This is a genomic window from Pseudomonas sp. BJa3 (assembly GCF_026343815.1).
GTDB lineage: Bacteria > Pseudomonadota > Gammaproteobacteria > Pseudomonadales > Pseudomonadaceae > Aquipseudomonas > Aquipseudomonas soli.
Genome location: NZ_JAOXMC010000002.1, coordinates 199,685 through 218,262, shown reverse-complemented (window position 1 = coordinate 218,262; position 18,578 = coordinate 199,685). Strand labels below are relative to the sequence as shown.

The following is an 18,578-nucleotide window of genomic DNA, read 5'->3' as shown; positions in this document are numbered from 1 at the left end:
TTCCCCCGACACATGCACAAGGACCCCAGCATGTCTCCCCGAATCCTGGTGATCGGCGCCTACGGCAACTTCGGCCGTATCATCTGCCGCCACCTGAACCAGATGCCCGCCGTGCAACTGGTGATCGCCGGCCGCAATGCCGACAGCCTCTCGCAACTGGCTGCACAGTTGAACGGCAGCGAAAGCTGGTGCGGCGATGCGATGGCCCCCGGCTTTGCCGATGCCCTGCGCGCGCTGCGCATCGACTGGGTGATCCACACCGGCGGCCCGTTCCAGGGCCAGCCCTACCGCGTGGCCGAGGCCTGCATCGAGGCCGGTGCGCACTACTGCGACCTGTCCGACTGCCGGCTGTTCGTCAATGGCATCGCCCAACTGAACGATCGTGCCCGCCAAGCCCAGGTCACCCTGCTCAGTGGCTGCAGTTCGGTGCCGAGCCTGTCGTCCGCGATTCTCGACGAGCAGCGCCATCACTTCAGCCGTATCGACCGCATCGAGCACGGCATTTCTTCCTCGGCGAAGATGCCCGGCCTGTCTACCATCGAAGGCGTGCTGGCCTATGCCGGCAGGCCGATCCGCCAGTGGCGCGACGGCCGCCCGTGCAACGTGGACGGCTGGCTCGGCCTGCAGCTGCGCCATCTGCCCGGGCTCGGCTGGCGCCTGCTGAACGACGTCGACGTGCCGGACATGGACATCTTCGCCACACGCTACGGCGCCCGTGACCTGGCGTTCAAGGCCGGCTCCGGGCTGATGCTCGGCGGCCTGGCCAATGCCGCGCTGGCGTTGCTGGTCAAGTACGGCCTGGTGCGCGACCCGCTACCCTGGGCGCGACGCCTGCATCGGCTGGGCAGCCGTTTCGAACGCTGGGGCGATGGCAAGAGCGCGATGTACCTCGACGTTCGCGGCCTGGACCTGCAAGGCCAGCCACTGCGCCTGCAGGCCCAGGTCAGCGCCAGCGACGACAAGGGCCCGGAGATCCCCAGCTGCGCGGCAGTGGCGCTGATGGCCAGGGTCGTCGAAGGCTACCAGCCTGAACCGGGCGCCCGCCCCTGCGTCGGCGAGATCAGCGTCGAACGGTACCTGGCGGCCATCGGTGAGCCGGACAAGGTGCGCTACAGCGTCAGTTTCCAGCACGGACGAGGCTGAGATGAGCTACCTGCTGCTCAAGTACCTGCACATCATCGCCGCAGTGTTTCTCTTCGGCTTCGGCATGGGCTCGTACCTGTACCTGATCGCCGCCAACCGCAGCGGCGACCCGCGGGTGATCGCCGCGGTGGCGCGGATGGTGGTGCGCTTCGACGCCTGGATTACCACCCCGGCGGGCGTGCTGCAGCTGCTGACCGGCTACGCCATGGTCAGCATGACCGGCATGCCCTGGTCCGCCGACTGGCTGCGCGCCGCGCTGCTGATCTTCTTTGCGGTCGGCGCCTTGTGGCTGCCAGTGCTGCTGTTGCAGGCGCGCATGCAGCGCCTCGCCGCCCAGGCAGCCGGCAACGGCACGGCGCTGGGCGAGGACTACCAGCAGATGTACCGTCCGTGGCTGTGGATGGGGGTGGCGGGGTTCACCGGGATGTTCCTGATCGTGCTGGTGATGGTCACCAAGCAGGCGCCATGGCAGTGGCTTTGATACACAAAAAATTTTCTACCTCCAAGCAAAAATCTAGTAGAAGTTTTTCCCGAAATCCCCGCAAGTTGGCAAAATTGGAAAACATTCATATCACCATTTCCCTAGCATGAGTCCATGGATGCCGACAGGCGGCGTCCACCCACGGACCCGCCCACGATCATGCCCCGCACCCCGCTCTACTTCGATTACGCCGCCACCACACCGGTCGATGACCAGGTCATCGCCGCCATGCTCACCTGCCTGGGCCGTGAGGCGAACTTCGGTAACCCCGCCTCAAGCGGCCATTTCCACGGCCAGGCGGCCCGCGAAGCCGTCGAGCATGCCCGCCAGCAGGTGGCCGAGCAGGTTGGCGCGCAGCCCGACGAGCTGGTCTGGACCTCCGGCGCAACCGAATCCAACAACCTCGCGCTCAAGGGCATCGCCCAGGGCTGCGCGCAGCCGGGGCATGTGATCACCAGCCAGATCGAGCACAAGGCCATCCTCGACACCGCCGCCGAGCTGGAGCGCCTGGGCTGGGCAGTGACCCGCCTGGCCCCGGATGCTCGAGGGTTGATCCAGCCCGAAGCGGTCCAGGCCGCGCTGCGTCCGGACACACGCCTGGTGTCGCTGATGGCGGTGAACAACGAACTGGGCACGGTGACCGACTTTGCCGCCATCGGTGCAACCGTCCGCGAGCACGGTGCGCTTCTGCACGTGGACGCGGCGCAGGCAGTGGGCAAGGTTCGGATCGACCTGGCGCAGCACGCGGTCGACCTGATGTCGTTCTCGGCGCACAAGGTCTACGGCCCCAAGGGCATCGGTGCCCTCTACGTCGGCCCTCGCGCCCGCCCGGCGATGCGTGCGCAGATGCACGGCGGCGGCCATGAGCGCGGCTTGCGCTCTGGCACCCTGGCCACCCACCAGATCGTCGGCATGGGCAGTGCCTTCGCCCTGGCCGGCCAGCCCGGCGCGGCGGAGTACCAGCGCCTGGAGCAACTCGCCCGGCGCTTGCGCGACGGCCTGCTGGCAATGCCCGGGGTCACGCTCAACGGCTGCGCGGAGCATCGCATTCCCCATACCCTCAACCTGTGCATCGATGCCAAGGGTTTCAACAGCCTGGCCCTGGCGGGCGAGCTGGCGCTGTCGAGCACTTCGGCGTGCAACTCGGCGAGCAATGCGGCGTCCCACGTGCTGCTGGCCCTCGGCCTCGACGAGCGCCAGGCGCGCAACAGCGTGCGCCTGAGCGTCGGGCGCTACACCCGCGAAGAGGACGTGGACACGGCGCTGGCGGTGTTTGGCCGGGTGATTGGCGCGGCGGCAGTGGCCCTCTGGTAGGGCGCGCCGCAGGCCGGATTGGCGCCGCTAGCGCGCCGCTGCCGCTTGCTCCGCAATAATCCACAGGCATCCCTCTGACCAATTGCGGATCAGGCACCCGCCCCTGGCGGACGCACATTCGTTCTTGTCCCTCAGGTTCTCCACGTTGGCCCGTTGAGGCGGTGGCATCCAGCGTGATGGCGCCGTCTGTACCATACGCCTTGACGACAACGGAACAGCACAGTGCAAGGAGGGTCGACTGATACGGACAGGCACGTGCCACGGACCGCTCCCGGGCGATGGCCAAGGCCCGCCTGGAACGTCCGAGGTGACTGAGTAGTGTTTCTAGCCGATAGTGCGAATTATTACCAATGAACCGCACTTTATTGCCAACCAGCGGTCTATCCCCTCTTTTGCCGCCTGCAATGGTTTACCCAGGCTTGGTTTTTCACACCGCACAGGGCCGGGCCAAATGCCTTGCGCTTGTGTAGGATGGGCAGCGCAGATCCAGACGCTGCCAGTTACAGGGAGATCCACATGCGCGTCCCATCCGTTGCCTGCCTCGGCCTGACGCTGGGCCTGCTTGCCGCGACCGGCACACCGGCGTATGCCGGCGAAGAGGCGCAACTGATCGATACGATCAACGTCTACCGCAGCCAGGCCCAGCGCTGTGGCGGCGAGGCCTCGCTGGAGCTGCCGCCGCTCAACAGCGACACGCGCCTGGCCCTTTCGCCGGAGGGCACCCGCGACCTGCAGCAAGCCATGACCCGCGCGGCATACCCGATGGTCAACGTGCAAGCCATCAGTCTATCCGGCCCACGGGATGCCAAGGCGGCGATGAAAGCCATCGAGGAGAGCTTCTGCCAGGTGGTACTCGACCCGCAGTTCGTCGATATCGGGGTCAGCCAGGAGGGCCGCGACTGGCGCATCGTCCTGGCCCGCCCGCTGCTCAGCGGGCGCCTGGGCGACTGGCAGGCCGAAGGGCAGAAGCTGTTGCAGGAGATCAACGCCGCACGCAACCTGCCGCGCCAGTGCGGCGGCCAGCCCTACCCCGCCGCCCCCGCGCTTGCCTGGAACGCAACCCTGGCCGGCGTGGCCGCCAACCACACCCGGGCCATGGCCAACCAGAACTTCTTCGACCATATCGACCGCGACGGCCGCACCCCGGGCGACCGCGCGGAACTGGCCGGCTACCTGTACCGGCAGATCGGCGAGAACATCGCTGCTGGGCGCGATACCGCGCGCAAGGTGGTCGACGGCTGGCTGGCCAGCCCCGGGCACTGCGCCACGCTGATGAACGCGGACTTCAGCGAACTGGGGGCGGCATATGCGGTGGACCCGAAGAGCGACGCTGGGATCTACTGGACGGGATTGTTCGGTACGCCACAGTAAACCCACATCCCGAAGCCCACTCCCACACCACTGTGATCTGCGGGTCAGACCGTGGGAGCGGGCTTGCCCCGCGATGAGTCCAGTTCGGACTTGCGCAACACCAGTGCCGTACAACCGAAGCGCCGCCGCACCCACCTGCCCAGGTAACTGGCATCGCCCATGCCCACTTCATCGGCGATCTGCGCCAGGCTGTGGCTGGAGTTGAGCAACCGCCAGCGCGCCTGCTGCAGGCGCAGCTCCTGCCACCAGGCCTTGGCGCTCATGCCATGGCAGGCCTGGAACTGGCGGTCGAGCTGGCGCCGGCTGATCCCCAGCTCCGCCGCCAGCGCCTCCACCGGCAGCCGCGCCGCCAGGTGATGGCGCATCAGCGCCGTGGCCCGTTGCACCTGGCGCCGCTCCCCGGCGCCGGCCTCCAGCGAGCGCAAGGCATGGCGACTGTCGCGGCTTTCATCCACCAGCATGTCGGCCAGGCCCTTGAGCGCCCGGGCACGGCCGCTGGCGCGGGCGATCAGCTCCACCGCCAGGTCGATGGCCGCCGTGCCGCCAGCGCAGGTGATACGGCTGCCGTCGAAGCAATACAACTGCCCGGTCAGCAGTCGCACACGGGGAAACGCCACGCGAAACTCCGCCTCATGACGCCAGTGCACCACCACCTGATGACCGTCCAACAGGCCACAGGCCGCCAGCAGGAAGGCCGCGTTGTCGACGCAGACCAGCTTCACCCCCGCCTTGGCCGCCTGTTTCAGCAAGGCCCGGTAGCGCGGCGCCAAGGCTGCCGTGGCGCTGGCATTGCGCCCGCCGAACAGCACCAGATGGTCGTAGGCGCTCCAATCGACCTGCGCAGGCGTCGCCTCCACCTGCACCATGGCCCCGCTACTGCAAGGCACAGGCGCCAGGTCGAGGCCGATCACGGTCCAGCGGCAGTAGCGCTGGCGGCTGTAGTCCTCGTCGTCGGCGGAAAAGCGCAGCTTGTCGAGGAAGGCGCCGAAGGGCAGCAAGGCGAATTCCGGCAGCGGCAGGATCAGCAGGCGCAGGTCGGGTGCCATGGCAATGTCCGAATGTGACCATCAGTTGTCCGAATACTACCCTGGATTCGCGCAACCCTGTCCTACACTGGCGCCCTCACTACCGACAAGGCACACCCATGGCACTCGACACCTGGCTCATCTACCTGCTCGCCAGCATCGGCTTGTCACTGACCCCAGGCCCCAACAGCCTGTTGGCCCTGACCCATGGCGCGCTGTACGGCGCCCGGCGCACGCTGTTCACCATCTGCGGCGGGGTGTTCGGTTTCAGCGCCCTGATCGCCCTGACCATGTTCGGCCTGAGCGCCCTGCTGCAGGCCTCGGCCTCGGTGCTGACGGTGCTCAAGTGGGTGGGCGGGGCCTATCTGGTCTGGCTGGGGATCCAGCTGTGGCGCACCCCGGCGCTGCACCTCGAGTTGCCCCGCAGCAGTACCGCGCTGGGCAATGCCGGGCTGTTCCGCCAGGGCTGCCTGTCGGCGCTGGCCAACCCCAAGGTGCTGTTGTTCTATGGCGCGTTCCTGCCGCAATTCATCGACCCGCAGCGCGGCCTGCTGCTGCAGTTCGTAGTGATGACGGCGACCTTCGCCAGTGTCGAGTGCCTGGTGGAGTACCTGCTGGCGCGCCTGGCATTTCGCATCCGGCCATGGCTTGCCAAGGGTGGCCGGGGGTTCAACCGCGCTTGTGGCGGCCTGTTTGCGCTGATCGGCGTGGCCCTGCCGCTGGGACGATAAACCCCCCGGATCAGCGCCGGGAAACGATCAGGAACACCACCAGCGCCACCGCCGGCAATCCCGCCCCCAACAGCGCCACCCCCTGCCAGCCGAACTGCGCATACACCCCGCTGGCCAGCGCCGAGCCCACGGCGCCGCCGAGGAAGATGCTGGTCATGTACAGGGCATTCAAGCGGCCACGGCTGGCCGGATCCAGCGCGTACACCTCGCGCTGGCCGATGACCAGGTTCATCTGCACGGCAAAATCCAGCAGCACCCCGGTCAGCCCCAGGCCGATCACGCTCATGCCCGTGCTACTCAGGCCGCCGAGCATTGCCAGCGGCGCCAGGCTCATCGCCAGCAACGAAGCGCGCCGTCCATGTCCGGCATCGGCCAGCCGCCCGGCCAACGGCGCCGCCACCGCGCCCACCGCCCCGACCAGAGCGAACAGCGCGATCTGGCTCTGCGACAGGTCATGTTCAGCGGCCAGCGCCAGCGGCACCGCCGTCCAGTACAGGCTGAACGCCGCGAACATCAGCGCCTGGTACAACGCCCGCTGGCGCAACACCGGATAACGGCGCAACAGCACCAGCAATGAGGCCATCAACCCGGCATAGCTGGCCTTGTGCTCGGGGACTCGGCGCGGCAGGGTCGACGCCAGCAGCAGGATGATCGCCAGCATCAACCCGGCGGCACCGACGAACACAGCACGCCAGCCGAAATGATCCGCCACCAGGCTTGCCAGTGGACGCGCCAGGAGGATCCCCAGCAGCAACCCACCCATGATGTTGCCGACCACCCTGCCACGCTCGCGCTCCGGCGCCAGATGCGCCGCCAGCGGTATCAGCATCTGCACCGCCACCGAACTGAAGCCGATCAGCAGTGCGTACAGCAGGAACACCTCGCCCTGCCCATGGCCGCTGGTGCCGGCCAGCAACAGGCTACCGGCGGCCAGCACCGCCGTGGCGACCATCAGCCGGCGGTTCTCCAGCAGGTCGGCCAGCGGCACCAGGAACAACAGGCCCAGGGCGTAGCCGATCTGGGTCAGGGACACGATCAGGCCGGCCCGCTCGGTGGACAGGCCAACATCCGGGGCGATCAGGCCGACGATGGGTTGGGCGTAGTAGATGTTGGCGACGATGGCGCCGCAGCAGAAGGCCAGCAACGTCACCAGCGCCCGGCTCAGGCATGGGACCGCTGGCTGGGCAACGGCGAGGGAGGGATTCATTCGAGGGTACCTCGGCTTGCGAAAGGATGTGCGCGAAGGGTGACGGACATTCGCCCCGGCGAGAATCCATCGCCCGCGCAACAGGCCTTTGCGCGGCACGCAACGCCTCAGTCCGCCAGCAGCCCCTCACAGAAGGCAACGAACGCCATCACCCGTCGCGAACCACGGTGATTGGGCAAGTACAAGGCGTTGATGCTGGCGCTGGCATTGCCCGGACTCACCGTCCAGTCGGCGAACAGCCGTTGCAGGCGTCCGGCCTCGACATCCTCACGCACCAGCCAGTCGGCCAGCAGCGCCACCCCGCTGCCAGCGATCGCGGCCTCGCGCAGCAGGTCGGCATTGGCGCTGCGCAGCGGGCCGCTGGTGTCCAGTTCCAGGCATTGCTCGCCCTGGGTCAGGCGCCAGGGCCGCGCCGACTGGCCGTAACGAAAACGCAGGCAGGCGTGATCGGCCAGTTGTCGCGGTTCACCGAGCGGCGGGTGCTGGCGCAGGTACGCGGGGCTTGCCACCAGCCAACGCTCGAAGCGGCCCAGCGGCCGGCACACCAGTTCATCGCCGGGCGCCGGTTCGCCCAGGCGAATGGTCAGGTCGTAGCGCCCGTCGAGCAGGTCGTCGAAGCGGTCGCTGAGGTCGATGTCCAGCTCCAGGGCCGGGTGACGGGCGAGAAACGTCCCCAGGTGCGGAGCAATCACCCGCCGGCCGAACTCCACCGGCAGACACAGGCGCAGCACCCCCACCGGCTCCTCGCCACGGTCGGCGACGCTGGCGTCGGCTTCGGCCAACGCCTCGAGGATCTCGCGGGCGCGCTGGTAGTAGCTGGCGCCGGCCTCGGTCAGGCTGACCTGACGGGTGGAGCGGTTGAGCAGGCTGGCCCCGAGCGCCTGTTCGAGGGCATCGACCTGGCGGGTCACCGAAGACGTCGCCACCCCCAGTCGGCGCGCGGTGGCGGAAAAGCCCCCGGTCTCGGCGGTGGCCATGAACACCTTGATCGCCAGCAGCTTGTCCATCGTGGTTTTCCGTGGGGCAAAAGCCAAAACCTTCCTACAATTGCCCCTCTGCAATCAACCTCTCGCGAGCCGTCCCATGCCAGACAACCTGTTTACCGCCCTGCCGCCGCTGGCCCCCGAGGCCGATGAGCAGTTCACCGAGCTGCTGCGCCGCCCGGGCCTGCGCATCGAACGCATCGTCTCCAGCGGCCAGGCCAGCCCTGAGGGGTTCTGGTACGACCAGGCCGAAGGCGAATGGGTGCTGGTGCTCAGCGGCAGCGCCGGGCTGCGCCTGGAGCACGAGGCGCACACCCGCGTGCTGCGCGCAGGCGACCACCTGGACATCCCGCCCCGCTGCCGCCACCGCGTGGAGTGGACCGAGCCCGGCGTGGCCACGGTGTGGCTGGCGGTGTTCTATCAGGGCTGAACCAGCGCCGCGGTGAGCGGCCTGGCCTGCAGGCGATAGAAACGCCACGGCAGCAGCACCGCCGACACGGCCAGGCCACAGGCGAAGCCCACCCACACACCCACCGGGCCCAGCGCGGAATGGAAGGCCAGCCAGTAGCTCATCGGCAGCGCCAGCAACCAGTAGCTGACCAAGGTCACACCCACCGGCCAGCGGTAGTCCTGCAGGCCACGCAAGGCGCCCAGCGCGGTGGATTGCAGGCCGTCGGCCACCTGCATCGCCGCCACCACCACGAACATCGGCACGGCGATGGCGATTACCTGCGGGTCGTCGCTCATGGCTTCGGCGATGCGCCGCCCGAACAGCGCCAGCAGCACGGTGGCCACCAGCATCCAGGCGGTGACGCTGGCGAAGGTGGCGCTGCCGATGGCGCGGATGCGCGCCGTCTCGCCGCGGCCCTGGGCCTGGCTGATGCGAATGCTCACCGCCGCGGCCATGCCTAGCGGCAGCATGTACAGCAGCGCCCCGATCGACTGCACCACCTGGTTGGCGGCCAGTGCGGCATTGCCCAGCCAGCCGAGCATCCACGCCGCGATCACCACCGCGCCGGCCTCGGCCAGATAGCCCAGCCCCAGTGGCCAGCCCTCGCCAAGCAGCGTGCGCCAGGACAAGTGCGGCCCGTGCGGCGCCTGGCGGTAACGTGCCAATGACGGCGCCAGGTGCCAATAGGCAAAGGCCAGCAGCACCGCCAGCGACTCGGCGATCACCCCGGCGATGCCCGCACCCAGCAACCCCAGCGCCGGCAAGCCGAAATGCCCGTGGATCAGGCCATAGCTCAGCGGCAGGTTGAACAGCACCGCGCTCATCACCAGCAGTACGGCCACCCACGGCCGGCCGATGGCCTCCAGCACGTCCTTGAACACCACCGCCAGGCAGTACGGAATCAGGAACACCGCCATGGCCTGCCAGTACGGCGTCAGCAGGGCCACGTCCGGCAGTGGCACGCCCAGCCATTGCACCAGCGGCAACGTGACCAGCATGGCCAGGCAACCGAGGATGCCGACCAGCAACCCATAGCCGAGGCCGCCACGCAGCGTGCGCGCCACTTCGCCCGGATCATCGGCGCCGAAGGCGTGGCCGACGCGCACGCTGAGGGTGGCGAGCATGCCGTACAGCCCGGCATGGAAAATCAGCCCGGCACTGCTGGTCAGCGCGACACAGGCCAGCACCAGCGTGCCCAGCGAAGCCAGCAGCACGGTGTCGGTCAGGCTGATCAGCTCGGCCGCCGACAGGCCCAGCACCAGCGGCAGCGCCAGGCGCAGCAGGCCTGGCAGCTCGCCCAGCCAGGCAGTGGGTTTACGCGAAACGAGGGCAGACACGGTGACAATCTCCAATTGACATACGCCGCGTATGCTAATGCCATTTATTGACATACGCAACGTATGCTAATTTGCGCGCATCGCCTCTTGTCATCGGAGCCTCAATGCCCACCCCTCGCCGCAGCCGCGCCGCCATGAGCGCGGACACCACCGAACGGCTGATCGCCGTTGCCCGCCGCCAGTTCGCCGAAAAAGGCTTTGCCGCCGTGGTGATGGACGAACTGTGCGCTGAAGCCGACCTCACCCGAGGCGCCCTGCACCACCACTTCGGCGGCAAGGCCGGGCTGTTCACCGCGGTGGTGCAGCACCTGCTCGACGAGATCAACCAGGCCATCGATGCCCGCTACGCCACCCACGCCGATCCGTGGGAGGGCTATATCGACACCTGCCTGTACTACTACGACCTGCTGCATGAACCAGCGCTGCGGCGCATCCTGTTGCAGGATGCGCCCGGCGTGCTCGGCCCGCGCCTGCGCGAGATGGAAGAGGCCAGCTACATCGGCCCCATGGCCCAGGGCCTGGTCGAGCTGCAGCAGGCCGGCAGGTTGCGCGCCTTCGATGCCGTGGCCATGGCCCACCTGCTCAACGGCGCCATGGGCGACAGCGGTATCTGGGTGATCGCCCAGGACGATCCGCAGGCGGCCGCCGAGCGCGTGAAAGGGGCGTTGCGCTGCCTGATGGAAGGGTTGCAGGCCTGAGTTCATTTTGGCGCGTGGCTGCGAGGGAGCGGCTGATGAATCGGCTGCTCGACCTGCGACAATCGGTCCCGATTTAAAATGTACTAACTTGTTAATTAGCTTGCTAAGGGATTAAACTGCCGGTATTCCACCTGCGAGATCCCTGGCATGAAAGACTCACCCCGCGCCACTGGCGCCTCAACCTTCATCCTGGTCGGCCTGGGCGTTGTCATCGCCCTGCTCGGCCTGCTCCTGGCCGCCGGCGGCGTCAAGCTGGCCGGCCTGGGCGGTTCCTGGTACTTCCTGACCGGCGGCCTGGCCATGGCCCTCGCCGGCCTGCTCATCGCCCGAGGCAAGCCCGCCGGCGCCTGGCTGTACGCCCTGTTCCTCGCCGGCACCGCGATCTGGGCCGTGGCCGACAGCGGCCTGGTGTTCTGGCCGCTGTTCTCGCGCCTGTTCATGTTCGCCGCCATCGGCCTGGTGGTCGCGCTGGTTTACCCGCAACTGGTGCGCCGCCAGGCGCGTGGCGCCTATGGCATCGCCGGCGTGCTGGCCGTGGCCCTGGCCATCGCCGCCGGCAACATGTTCGTTGCCCACCCCAGTGTCGCCCCCACCGGCAACGGCCCGGGCCTGACCCCGGTCGAGCCTGGCCAGCAGCAGAAGGACTGGGCCCACTACGGCAACACCGAAGGCGGCAGCCGTTTCGCTGCCCTGGACCAGATCAACCGTGGCAACGTCGACAAGCTCAAGGTCGCCTGGACCTACCACACCGGCGATGTCGCCCAGAGCGACGGCAATGGCGCCGAAGACCAGTTCACCCCGCTGCAGGTCGGCGACAAGGTGTTCATCTGCACCCCGCACAACAACCTGATCGCGCTGGACGCCGACACCGGCAAGCAGCTGTGGAAGAACGCCATCAACGCCCAGTCCAAGGTCTGGCAGCGCTGCCGTGGCATGGCTTACTTCGACGCCACCGCGCCGATCGCCCAACCGAGCCAGCCGAACAGTTCACCGATCACCCTGGCCAGCGTGCCGGCCGGCGCCAACTGCCAGCGCCGCCTGCTGACCAACACCATCGATGGCCGCCTGATCGCCGTCGACGCCGACACCGGCGCGTTCTGCCAGGGCTTCGGCGACAACGGCCAGGTCGACCTCAAGGCCGGCCTGGGCGATGTGCCGGATTCCTACTACCAGCTGTCCTCGGCACCGCTGATGGCCGGTACCACCGTGGTGGTCGGCGGGCGCGTGGCCGACAACGTGCAAACCGACATGCCCGGCGGCGTCATCCGTGGCTTCGACGTGATCAGCGGGGCCCAGCGCTGGGCCTTCGACCCTGGTAACCCGGAAGATCGCGCCGCCCCCCAGGGCGATGGCACCTACGTGCGCAGCACTCCCAACAGCTGGGCGCCGATGTCGTACGATCCGGCGATGAACACCGTGTTCCTGCCGATGGGCTCCTCGTCCACCGATATCTACGGCGTGGAGCGCAACAAGCTCGACCACACCTACGGCGCCTCGGTGCTGGCCCTGGACGCCACCACCGGCAACCAGAAGTGGGTCTACCAGACCGTGCACAACGACCTCTGGGACTTCGACCTGCCGATGCAGCCGAGCCTGATCGACTTCACCAAGGATGACGGCAGCAGCGTGCCGGCCGTGGTGATCGGTACCAAGGCCGGGCAGATCTACGTGCTCGACCGCGCCACCGGCAAGCCACTCACACAAGTCGATGAAGTGCCGGTCAAGCCAAGCAACATCCCCAATGAGCCGTACTCGCCAACCCAGCCGAAGTCGGTGGGCATGCCACAGATCGGCGCGCAGACCCTGACCGAGTCGGACATGTGGGGCGCCACGCCCTATGACCAGTTGCTGTGCCGCATCGACTTCAAGAAGATGCGCTACGACGGCCTCTACACCGCGCCCGGCACCGACCTGTCGCTGAGCTTCCCGGGCTCGCTGGGCGGGATGAACTGGGGCAGCATTTCCACAGACCCGGTACATGGTTTCATCTTCGTCAACGACATGCGCCTGGGCCTGTGGATCCAGATGATCCCGTCGCAGAACAAGGGTGATGCCGCCGCCGGTGGCGAAGCGCTGAACACCGGCATGGGCGCGGTGCCGCTCAAGGGCACACCGTATGCGGTGAACAAGAACCGCTTCCTGTCGGTGGCCGGAATCCCGTGCCAGGCGCCGCCGTTCGGCACCCTGACCGCCATCGACATGAAGACCCGCCAGGTGGCCTGGCAGGTGCCGGTCGGCACCGTCGAGGACACCGGCCCCCTGGGCATCCGCATGCACCTGCCGATCAAGATCGGCCTGCCAACCCTCGGCGGCACCCTGTCCACCCAGGGCGGCCTGGTGTTCATCGCCGGCACCCAGGACTTCTACCTGCGCGCCTACGACAGCAGCAACGGCAGCGAGATCTGGAAAGCCCGTTTGCCGGTCGGCAGCCAGGGCGGCCCGATGACCTATGTGTCGCCCAGGACCGGCAAGCAGTACGTGGTGATCACCGCCGGCGGTGCGCGCCAGTCGACCGACCGCGGTGACTATGTGATGGCGTACGCACTGCCATAAATCGCGTCGCCTGTATCGCCGGCAAGCCGGCTCCCACAGGGTCCGCGCACTCACTGTGGGAGCCGGCTTGCCGGCGATGAGGCCCTTTCAGACCACCCGAGACCTTGCAATGTCATCCGTTTCACGCCTCACCCCCACCCTGCTTCTGGCCCTTGCCAGCACCCCTGCATTCGCCGCCGACAACACCCTGACCGGTGACTGGGGCGGCCTGCGCCAGCAACTCGCGGCAGACGGCATCACCTTCACCGGCGACTACAGCGGCGAGACCGCCTACAACGCCCACGGCGGCCTGCACCGTTCGGCCCGCTACTCGCAGAATCTCAAACTGGGCGCGCAGTTCGACCTGTCGAAACTGTATGGCCTGGACAACGGTGGCAAGGTCCAGCTGACCATCAACGACCGCCGCGGCAACAGCGCCTCGGAGGACCTGGTGGGCAACCGCCTGCCGATCCAGGAAAACTACGGCGGCCTCTACACCCGCCTCACCGAACTGAGCTATGAGCGTAACCTGTCGCCTGCGCTGAACCTCAAGCTCGGCTACATGGCCATGGGCAACGACCTCGGCGGGCTGGACAGCGGCATCCTGTGCAACTTCATGAACGCCGGCTTCTGCGGCCACCCGCTGAACATGTCCGGCGGCAGCGGCTGGACCAACTATCCCAACGCACACCTGGGTGCGCGGCTCAAGTACGACCTGGCGCCAGACTGGCAACTGCGCGTGGCGGCGTTCAACGTCGACCCCGAGAGCAACGGCAATTCCAGCCGTGCCTGGCACCTGGGGCCCAAGCACAGCACCGGCACCGTGCTCCCGCTGGAACTGGTGTACAAGCTGCGTGGCCAGCTGCCGGGCGAGTACAAGGTCGGTTACTACTACGACAGCTCGAACGTGCAACGCATCGGCAGCAGCGAGGAAGTCGCCGGTCGCGGTGGCCATTACCTGCTGGTCGACCAGGCCGTGTGGAACGACCCGGCATTGCCGGGGCGCAGCCTGCACGCCTTCGGCCAGTACTCGGCCTCGAGCAAGGCCGCCTCGCCATTCACCAAGTGGTACGGTGCCGGCGTGGTGCTGTACCAGCCGTTCGCGGGCCGGCCTCGGGATACCGTGGCGCTGGGTTACGGGCGCGCAGTGCCGAACCCGCGCAGCCGCGACGTGCTCGAGGCCGCCGCATTCAATGCCGGCCAGCCATTCCCCGACATCGACAGCGCCGAACAACTGATCGAGCTGAGCTACGGCTACCAGGCCACGCCGTGGCTGAACCTGCGCCCGGACGTGCAGTACATCGTCGAGCCGGGGGCGTTTTCCGGGAAGGACATCGACAACGCCCTGGTAGTCGGCTTGCAGGTCAAGGCGACGTTCTGAGCACCGGGGCCGCCCTGCGGCCCTTTCGCCGGCAAGCCCAGCTTTTTCCTCTGCACCAACCACATATTTACTAATTTCCCCGCTGCGTACCCTGTCCCAGTATCTGGCGCAACTACAACAACAAAGAGCGGGGAACTGTCATGAGTGCAAGTGCGTCCGTGCCTGCCAGCGTGCAGCACGATCAAGCCGGCTTTCGCCGGGTCCTGGGGCTGGGATCGCTGCTGGCGGTGGCGGTCGGCCTGGTGGTGTCGCAAGGGGTGATGGTGATGATGCTGCAGGGGGTCGGTGCCGCCGGCCTCGGCTTCATCGTGCCCCTGGGGCTGGCCTACCTGCTGGCCCTGAGCTATGCGTTCTCGTTCTCGGAGCTGGCCCTGCTGGTGCCGCGCGCCGGCAGCCTGTCGAGCTACACCGAGGTGGCGCTGGGGCACTTCCCGGCCATCCTCGCGACCTTCTCCGGCTACGTGGTGGTGGCCATGTTCGCGCTGTCGGCCGAGTTGCTGCTGCTCGACCTGATCGTCGGCAAGGTCTACCCCGGGGTGTTCCCGCAGTATTCGGTGGCCTTCGGCGTACTTGCCCTGTTTACCGGCCTCAACCTCATGGGCATCGACATCTTCGCCAAGCTGCAGAGCGCCATGGCCGTGGTCATGGTCATCGTGCTGCTGATCCTCGGCGTTGCCGCGATCAGCGAAGGGCATGCCGAGGGTGTCACCGCCACCCTGCTGCAGGGCGACTGGAACCCCATGGGCGCCGGGGTGCTGGCCCTGACCGCAATGGCCGTGTGGGGTTTCGTCGGCGCCGAGTTCGTCTGCTCGCTGGTGGAAGAAACCCGCAAGCCCGAGCGCAACATCCCGCGTTCGATGATCATCGGCCTGACCGTTATCTTCGCCACCATCGGCCTGTACGGTCTGGGCGCGCTGTTCCTGGTACCGCGCGAGGCGCTGGGCAGCGATGCCCTGCCCCATTACCTGTTCGCCACCACGGTGTTCGGCAAGACCGGCGAAGTGTTCCTGGTGATCGCCGCGGTCACCGCCACCTGCAGCACCCTCAACACCTCGCTGGCGGCCATCCCGCGCATGCTCTACGGCATGGCCTGCAATGGCCAGGCGTTCCCCCAGTTCAAGCAGCTCAGCCCGCGCGCCCGCACACCGTGGGTCGCGGTGCTGTTCGTGGCGGCGATCACCGGCCTGCCGATCCTGCTGATGGGCCAGGACGCGGCGGCGATCAACCTGTTGCTGCTGGCCGCCGCGCTGGCCTGGCTGCTGGCCTACATCATCGTGCACCTGGACGTGATCGCCCTGCGCCATCGCTACCCGCACCTGGCGCGACCGTTCCGCACACCGTTCTATCCGTTGCCGCAGCTGTTCGGCATCGGCGGCATGCTGTACGCGATCTGGAACGCATCGCCCAGTCCCGAGATGAACCTGAAGATCTACGGCACCGCCGGGCTGGTGCTGGCGTTGGTTTCACTGATCGCAATCGTGTGGATCAAAGCGGTGATGAAGAAGCCATTATTCAGGCCCGAGCCCTTGCGGCACTGACCGACCATCAAGCCGATGCGCCGCGCTTGGCCCGGTAACTGCCCGGGCTCTGTCCGGTCCACTTCTTGAATGCCCGGTGAAACGCGCTGGGTTCCTGGAAGCCGGTGTGCTCGGCGACCTCGGCGATGCTCAGGTGGCCTTCGCGCAGCAGCTCGAAGGCCATTGCCCGGCGCACCTCGTCCTTGATCTGCTGATAGGAACGCCCTTCGCGCTCCAGCTGGCGGCGAAAGCTGCTGGCGCTGAGCTTCTGCCGTGCGGCCATGGCGTCGAGCGTGGGCCACTGCCCGTAATGCAGGGCGCGCAAATGTCGATAGACCTCCGCCACCCGGCCATTCTGGTTACGAAAGCGGATCACCAGCCCCTGCGGCGCGCTGCGCAGGAAGCCCTTCAGCGCCGCCAGGTCCTGCACCACCGGCAGGCGCAGCCAGGCGCTGTCGAACTCCACCTCGGTGCGCCCGCTGCCCAGGCGCAGGTCCGGTCCCCAGAGCAGCGCGTCATCCTCCTGCGCCGGGCGCGCCAGGGCCAGCTCGGTGCGGTCGATGGCGATGCGCCGGCCGGCCAGCCAGCACAGCAGGCCGATCACCAGCACCAGGTAGGTTTCCTCGGCGTAGACCCGGGTCAGCGGATCGGCGATGGTCGATTGCACGCTGATCACGGTGCGCGCGCCACGCACCGTGACATGGCCGTTCAAATCGCGCAGGAACAGGGCAAAACTGCCCAGGCACTGGCGCAGCGCCTTGCCCAGGGTCGGCTCCTGGATCAACCCGCGGCAGATCAGGGCGAAGCTGCCCAGGGGCATGCCGTGGCTGTCGAGCTGGAAGAACTCATCGTGCAGCTCATCGATCAGCGCCAGCCACAGCTGGGCGAAGGCCTTGGCCGGCACCCGCGCCAATGGCTCGGCCAGCACCTGCGGGTCGATGCCCACCGCCCGCAGATGGGCGTCGCGCGCCTGGGGCCGGTCGCGCAGGGCGTGGACCATGGCATTGAGGAAGTACACCGCGACCGTGTCGCTATCGCGCATGGCAGAAGTCCGCTGTCTATGCTGAGTGGCAAAAAATGCCAGGTTGTCTGAACAGATCCGGCATAGGCCGCCCGCAGGCCTTTGCCTAGACTCGATCCACCCCCGCAGGGTGTGGGCGCCATTCTCGCAGAGCCTCCCGCGCCCCGCCACGCCTTCGCAAACGGAGCCCCCATGAGCAGCACAGAAATCTTCGTCGTCAGTGCGGTACGTTCGGCCATCGGCAGCTTCGGCGGTTCGCTCAAGGACCTGCCGCTGGCCGACCTCGCCACTCAGGTCACCCGCGCCGCCATCGAGCGCTCGGGCGTCGCCGCCGAGCAGATCGGCCATGTGGTGATGGGCAACGTGATCCCCACCGAACCACGCGATGCCTACCTGGGCCGGGTCGCGGCGATGAACGCCGGCATCCCCAAGGAAACCCCGGCGTTCAGCGTCAACCGCCTGTGTGGCTCGGGCCTGCAGGCCATCGTCTCGGCTGCCCAGGGCCTGCTGCTGGGTGACAGCGACATCGCCCTGGCCGCCGGCGCCGAAGCCATGAGCCGCGGTCCCTACCTGCTGCCGCAAGCGCGCTGGGGCGCACGCATGGGCGACCTGCAAGGCATCGACTACATGGTCGGCATCCTCCAGGACCCGTTCGAGCACTTCCACATGGGCATCACCGCCGAGAATGTCGCGGCGGCCCATGGCATCAGCCGCGAGATGCAGGATGAAGTGGCCCTGACCAGCCAGCATCGCGCTGCCCGCGCCATCGCCGAAGGCCGCTTCAACGGCCAGATCGTGCCGATCGAGATCAAGACCCGCAAAGGCAGCGTGCAATTCGCCGTGGACGAGAACGTGCGCGCCGATGCCAGCGCCGAACAACTGGCGGGCATGAAGCCGGTGTTCAAGAAGGACGGCACGGTCACCGCCGGCAACGCCAGCAGCATCAACGACGGCGCCGCCGGCCTGGTCCTGGCCACCGGCGACGCCGTGCGACGCCAGGGCCTCAAGCCGCTGGCGCGGATCGTCGCCTACGCCCACGCCGGCGTGGAGCCGGCGCTGATGGGCCTGGGCCCGATCCCGGCGACGCAGAAAGTGCTGGAGAAAGCCGGCCTGAAGGTCAGCGACCTGGACGTGATCGAGTCCAACGAAGCCTTCGCCTCGCAGGCATGCGCCGTGGCCCGCGCCCTGGGCTTCGACCCGGAAAAGGTCAACCCCAACGGCTCGGGCATTTCCCTCGGCCACCCGGTCGGTGCCACCGGCGCGATCATCGCCACCAAGGCCATCCATGAACTGCACCGCGTCCAGGGCCGCTACGCCCTGGCCACCATGTGCATCGGTGGCGGTCAAGGCATCGCCATCGTCTTCGAACGCGTTTGACAGGAGTCA

General features: G+C 67.6%; 16 protein-coding genes. 11 read left to right on the top strand and 5 right to left on the bottom strand.

The features are described 5' to 3' along the window. Positions 1-30 precede the first annotated feature (30 nt). From OH705_RS02770 to OH705_RS02755, 4 genes are all read left to right on the top strand, one after another. Entirely contained in the window at positions 31-1,143 is a 1,113-nt protein-coding gene (locus OH705_RS02770) for a saccharopine dehydrogenase family protein (RefSeq protein WP_263158331.1), read from the top strand. Position 1,144: 1 nt separating this feature from the next. After that, positions 1,145-1,624: a DUF2269 family protein gene (locus OH705_RS02765; RefSeq protein WP_038705968.1), complete on the top strand. Its 480-nt coding sequence runs from the start codon at positions 1,145-1,147 to the stop codon at positions 1,622-1,624. Positions 1,625-1,783: 159 nt separating this feature from the next. Next, positions 1,784-2,938: a cysteine desulfurase family protein gene (locus OH705_RS02760; RefSeq protein ID WP_038705967.1), complete on the top strand. Its 1,155-nt coding sequence runs from the start codon at positions 1,784-1,786 to the stop codon at positions 2,936-2,938. Positions 2,939-3,454: 516 nt separating this feature from the next. Continuing rightward, a complete protein-coding gene (locus OH705_RS02755; protein WP_038705966.1) occupies positions 3,455-4,309 on the top strand; it encodes a CAP domain-containing protein in 855 nt (284 codons plus the stop codon). A 44-nt stretch (positions 4,310-4,353) separates the two neighbouring features. On the opposite strand, the gene OH705_RS02750 is transcribed toward OH705_RS02755, so the two are convergent. Continuing rightward, entirely contained in the window at positions 4,354-5,355 is a 1,002-nt protein-coding gene (locus tag OH705_RS02750; RefSeq protein ID WP_267300887.1) for a GlxA family transcriptional regulator, read from the bottom strand. A gap of 98 nt (positions 5,356-5,453) precedes the next feature. On the opposite strand from OH705_RS02750, the gene OH705_RS02745 reads away from it, so the two are divergent. Then, positions 5,454-6,065, top strand: coding sequence for a LysE family translocator (locus tag OH705_RS02745; protein ID WP_267300886.1), 612 nt, complete (start codon positions 5,454-5,456; stop codon positions 6,063-6,065). 10 nt (positions 6,066-6,075) lie between these two features. Here OH705_RS02745 and OH705_RS02740 read toward each other — a convergent pair whose 3' ends face one another. Then, on the bottom strand, positions 6,076-7,272 hold the full coding sequence (locus OH705_RS02740; RefSeq protein ID WP_267300884.1) for an MFS transporter: 1,197 nt from the start codon (positions 7,270-7,272) through the stop codon (positions 6,076-6,078). Positions 7,273-7,379: 107 nt separating this feature from the next. Then, entirely contained in the window at positions 7,380-8,279 is a 900-nt protein-coding gene (locus OH705_RS02735) for a LysR family transcriptional regulator (RefSeq protein WP_267300882.1), read from the bottom strand. A gap of 76 nt (positions 8,280-8,355) precedes the next feature. Here OH705_RS02735 and OH705_RS02730 point away from each other — a divergent pair, with 76 nt between their 5' ends. Continuing rightward, positions 8,356-8,685 carry a cupin domain-containing protein gene (locus OH705_RS02730; protein WP_038705962.1) on the top strand — a complete coding sequence of 110 codons (330 nt, stop codon included), beginning with the start codon at positions 8,356-8,358 and terminating at the stop codon, positions 8,683-8,685. On the opposite strand, the gene OH705_RS02725 is transcribed toward OH705_RS02730, so the two are convergent. Beyond that, complete coding sequence (locus OH705_RS02725) at positions 8,676-10,043, bottom strand: MATE family efflux transporter (RefSeq protein ID WP_263158338.1); 1,368 nt, start codon at positions 10,041-10,043, stop codon at positions 8,676-8,678. The genes OH705_RS02730 and OH705_RS02725 overlap by 10 nt on opposite strands. Before the next feature lie 104 nt (positions 10,044-10,147). Between OH705_RS02725 and OH705_RS02720 the strand changes: the two genes are divergently transcribed. The 4 genes from OH705_RS02720 (at position 10,148) to OH705_RS02705 (ending at position 16,192) form a co-directional block, all read left to right on the top strand. Then, a complete protein-coding gene (locus tag OH705_RS02720) occupies positions 10,148-10,741 on the top strand; it encodes a TetR/AcrR family transcriptional regulator (RefSeq protein WP_046855878.1) in 594 nt (197 codons plus the stop codon). Between the two features lie 147 nt (positions 10,742-10,888). Continuing rightward, a complete protein-coding gene (locus OH705_RS02715) occupies positions 10,889-13,294 on the top strand; it encodes a glucose/quinate/shikimate family membrane-bound PQQ-dependent dehydrogenase (RefSeq protein WP_267300880.1) in 2,406 nt (801 codons plus the stop codon). 109 nt (positions 13,295-13,403) lie between these two features. Further along, positions 13,404-14,654 carry a carbohydrate porin gene (locus OH705_RS02710; protein ID WP_038705959.1) on the top strand — a complete coding sequence of 417 codons (1,251 nt, stop codon included), beginning with the start codon at positions 13,404-13,406 and terminating at the stop codon, positions 14,652-14,654. Between the two features lie 140 nt (positions 14,655-14,794). Continuing rightward, entirely contained in the window at positions 14,795-16,192 is a 1,398-nt protein-coding gene (locus OH705_RS02705; protein ID WP_267300879.1) for an APC family permease, read from the top strand. A 7-nt stretch (positions 16,193-16,199) separates the two neighbouring features. Here OH705_RS02705 and OH705_RS02700 read toward each other — a convergent pair whose 3' ends face one another. Then, positions 16,200-17,213, bottom strand: a complete 1,014-nt coding sequence (locus OH705_RS02700) for an AraC family transcriptional regulator (protein WP_094011173.1) — start codon at positions 17,211-17,213, stop codon at positions 16,200-16,202. Positions 17,214-17,384: 171 nt separating this feature from the next. Here OH705_RS02700 and OH705_RS02695 point away from each other — a divergent pair, with 171 nt between their 5' ends. After that, the gene (locus OH705_RS02695) at positions 17,385-18,569 is read left to right on the top strand and encodes an acetyl-CoA C-acyltransferase family protein (protein ID WP_104443991.1); all 1,185 of its coding nucleotides are present in this window, start codon (positions 17,385-17,387) and stop codon (positions 18,567-18,569) included. Positions 18,570-18,578: the final 9 nt, after the last annotated feature.

Coding starts and splice junctions, on each gene's coding strand:
- OH705_RS02770 (WP_263158331.1), top strand. CDS start 31: ATGTCTCCCCGAATCCTGGTGATCGGCGCCTACGGCAACTTCGGCCGT.
- OH705_RS02765 (WP_038705968.1), top strand. CDS start 1,145: ATGAGCTACCTGCTGCTCAAGTACCTGCACATCATCGCCGCAGTGTTT.
- OH705_RS02760 (WP_038705967.1), top strand. CDS start 1,784: ATGCCCCGCACCCCGCTCTACTTCGATTACGCCGCCACCACACCGGTC.
- OH705_RS02755 (WP_038705966.1), top strand. CDS start 3,455: ATGCGCGTCCCATCCGTTGCCTGCCTCGGCCTGACGCTGGGCCTGCTT.
- OH705_RS02750 (WP_267300887.1), bottom strand. CDS start 5,355: ATGGCACCCGACCTGCGCCTGCTGATCCTGCCGCTGCCGGAATTCGCC.
- OH705_RS02745 (WP_267300886.1), top strand. CDS start 5,454: ATGGCACTCGACACCTGGCTCATCTACCTGCTCGCCAGCATCGGCTTG.
- OH705_RS02740 (WP_267300884.1), bottom strand. CDS start 7,272: ATGAATCCCTCCCTCGCCGTTGCCCAGCCAGCGGTCCCATGCCTGAGC.
- OH705_RS02735 (WP_267300882.1), bottom strand. CDS start 8,279: ATGGACAAGCTGCTGGCGATCAAGGTGTTCATGGCCACCGCCGAGACC.
- OH705_RS02730 (WP_038705962.1), top strand. CDS start 8,356: ATGCCAGACAACCTGTTTACCGCCCTGCCGCCGCTGGCCCCCGAGGCC.
- OH705_RS02720 (WP_046855878.1), top strand. CDS start 10,148: ATGCCCACCCCTCGCCGCAGCCGCGCCGCCATGAGCGCGGACACCACC.
- OH705_RS02715 (WP_267300880.1), top strand. CDS start 10,889: ATGAAAGACTCACCCCGCGCCACTGGCGCCTCAACCTTCATCCTGGTC.
- OH705_RS02710 (WP_038705959.1), top strand. CDS start 13,404: ATGTCATCCGTTTCACGCCTCACCCCCACCCTGCTTCTGGCCCTTGCC.
- OH705_RS02705 (WP_267300879.1), top strand. CDS start 14,795: ATGAGTGCAAGTGCGTCCGTGCCTGCCAGCGTGCAGCACGATCAAGCC.
- OH705_RS02700 (WP_094011173.1), bottom strand. CDS start 17,213: ATGCGCGATAGCGACACGGTCGCGGTGTACTTCCTCAATGCCATGGTC.
- OH705_RS02695 (WP_104443991.1), top strand. CDS start 17,385: ATGAGCAGCACAGAAATCTTCGTCGTCAGTGCGGTACGTTCGGCCATC.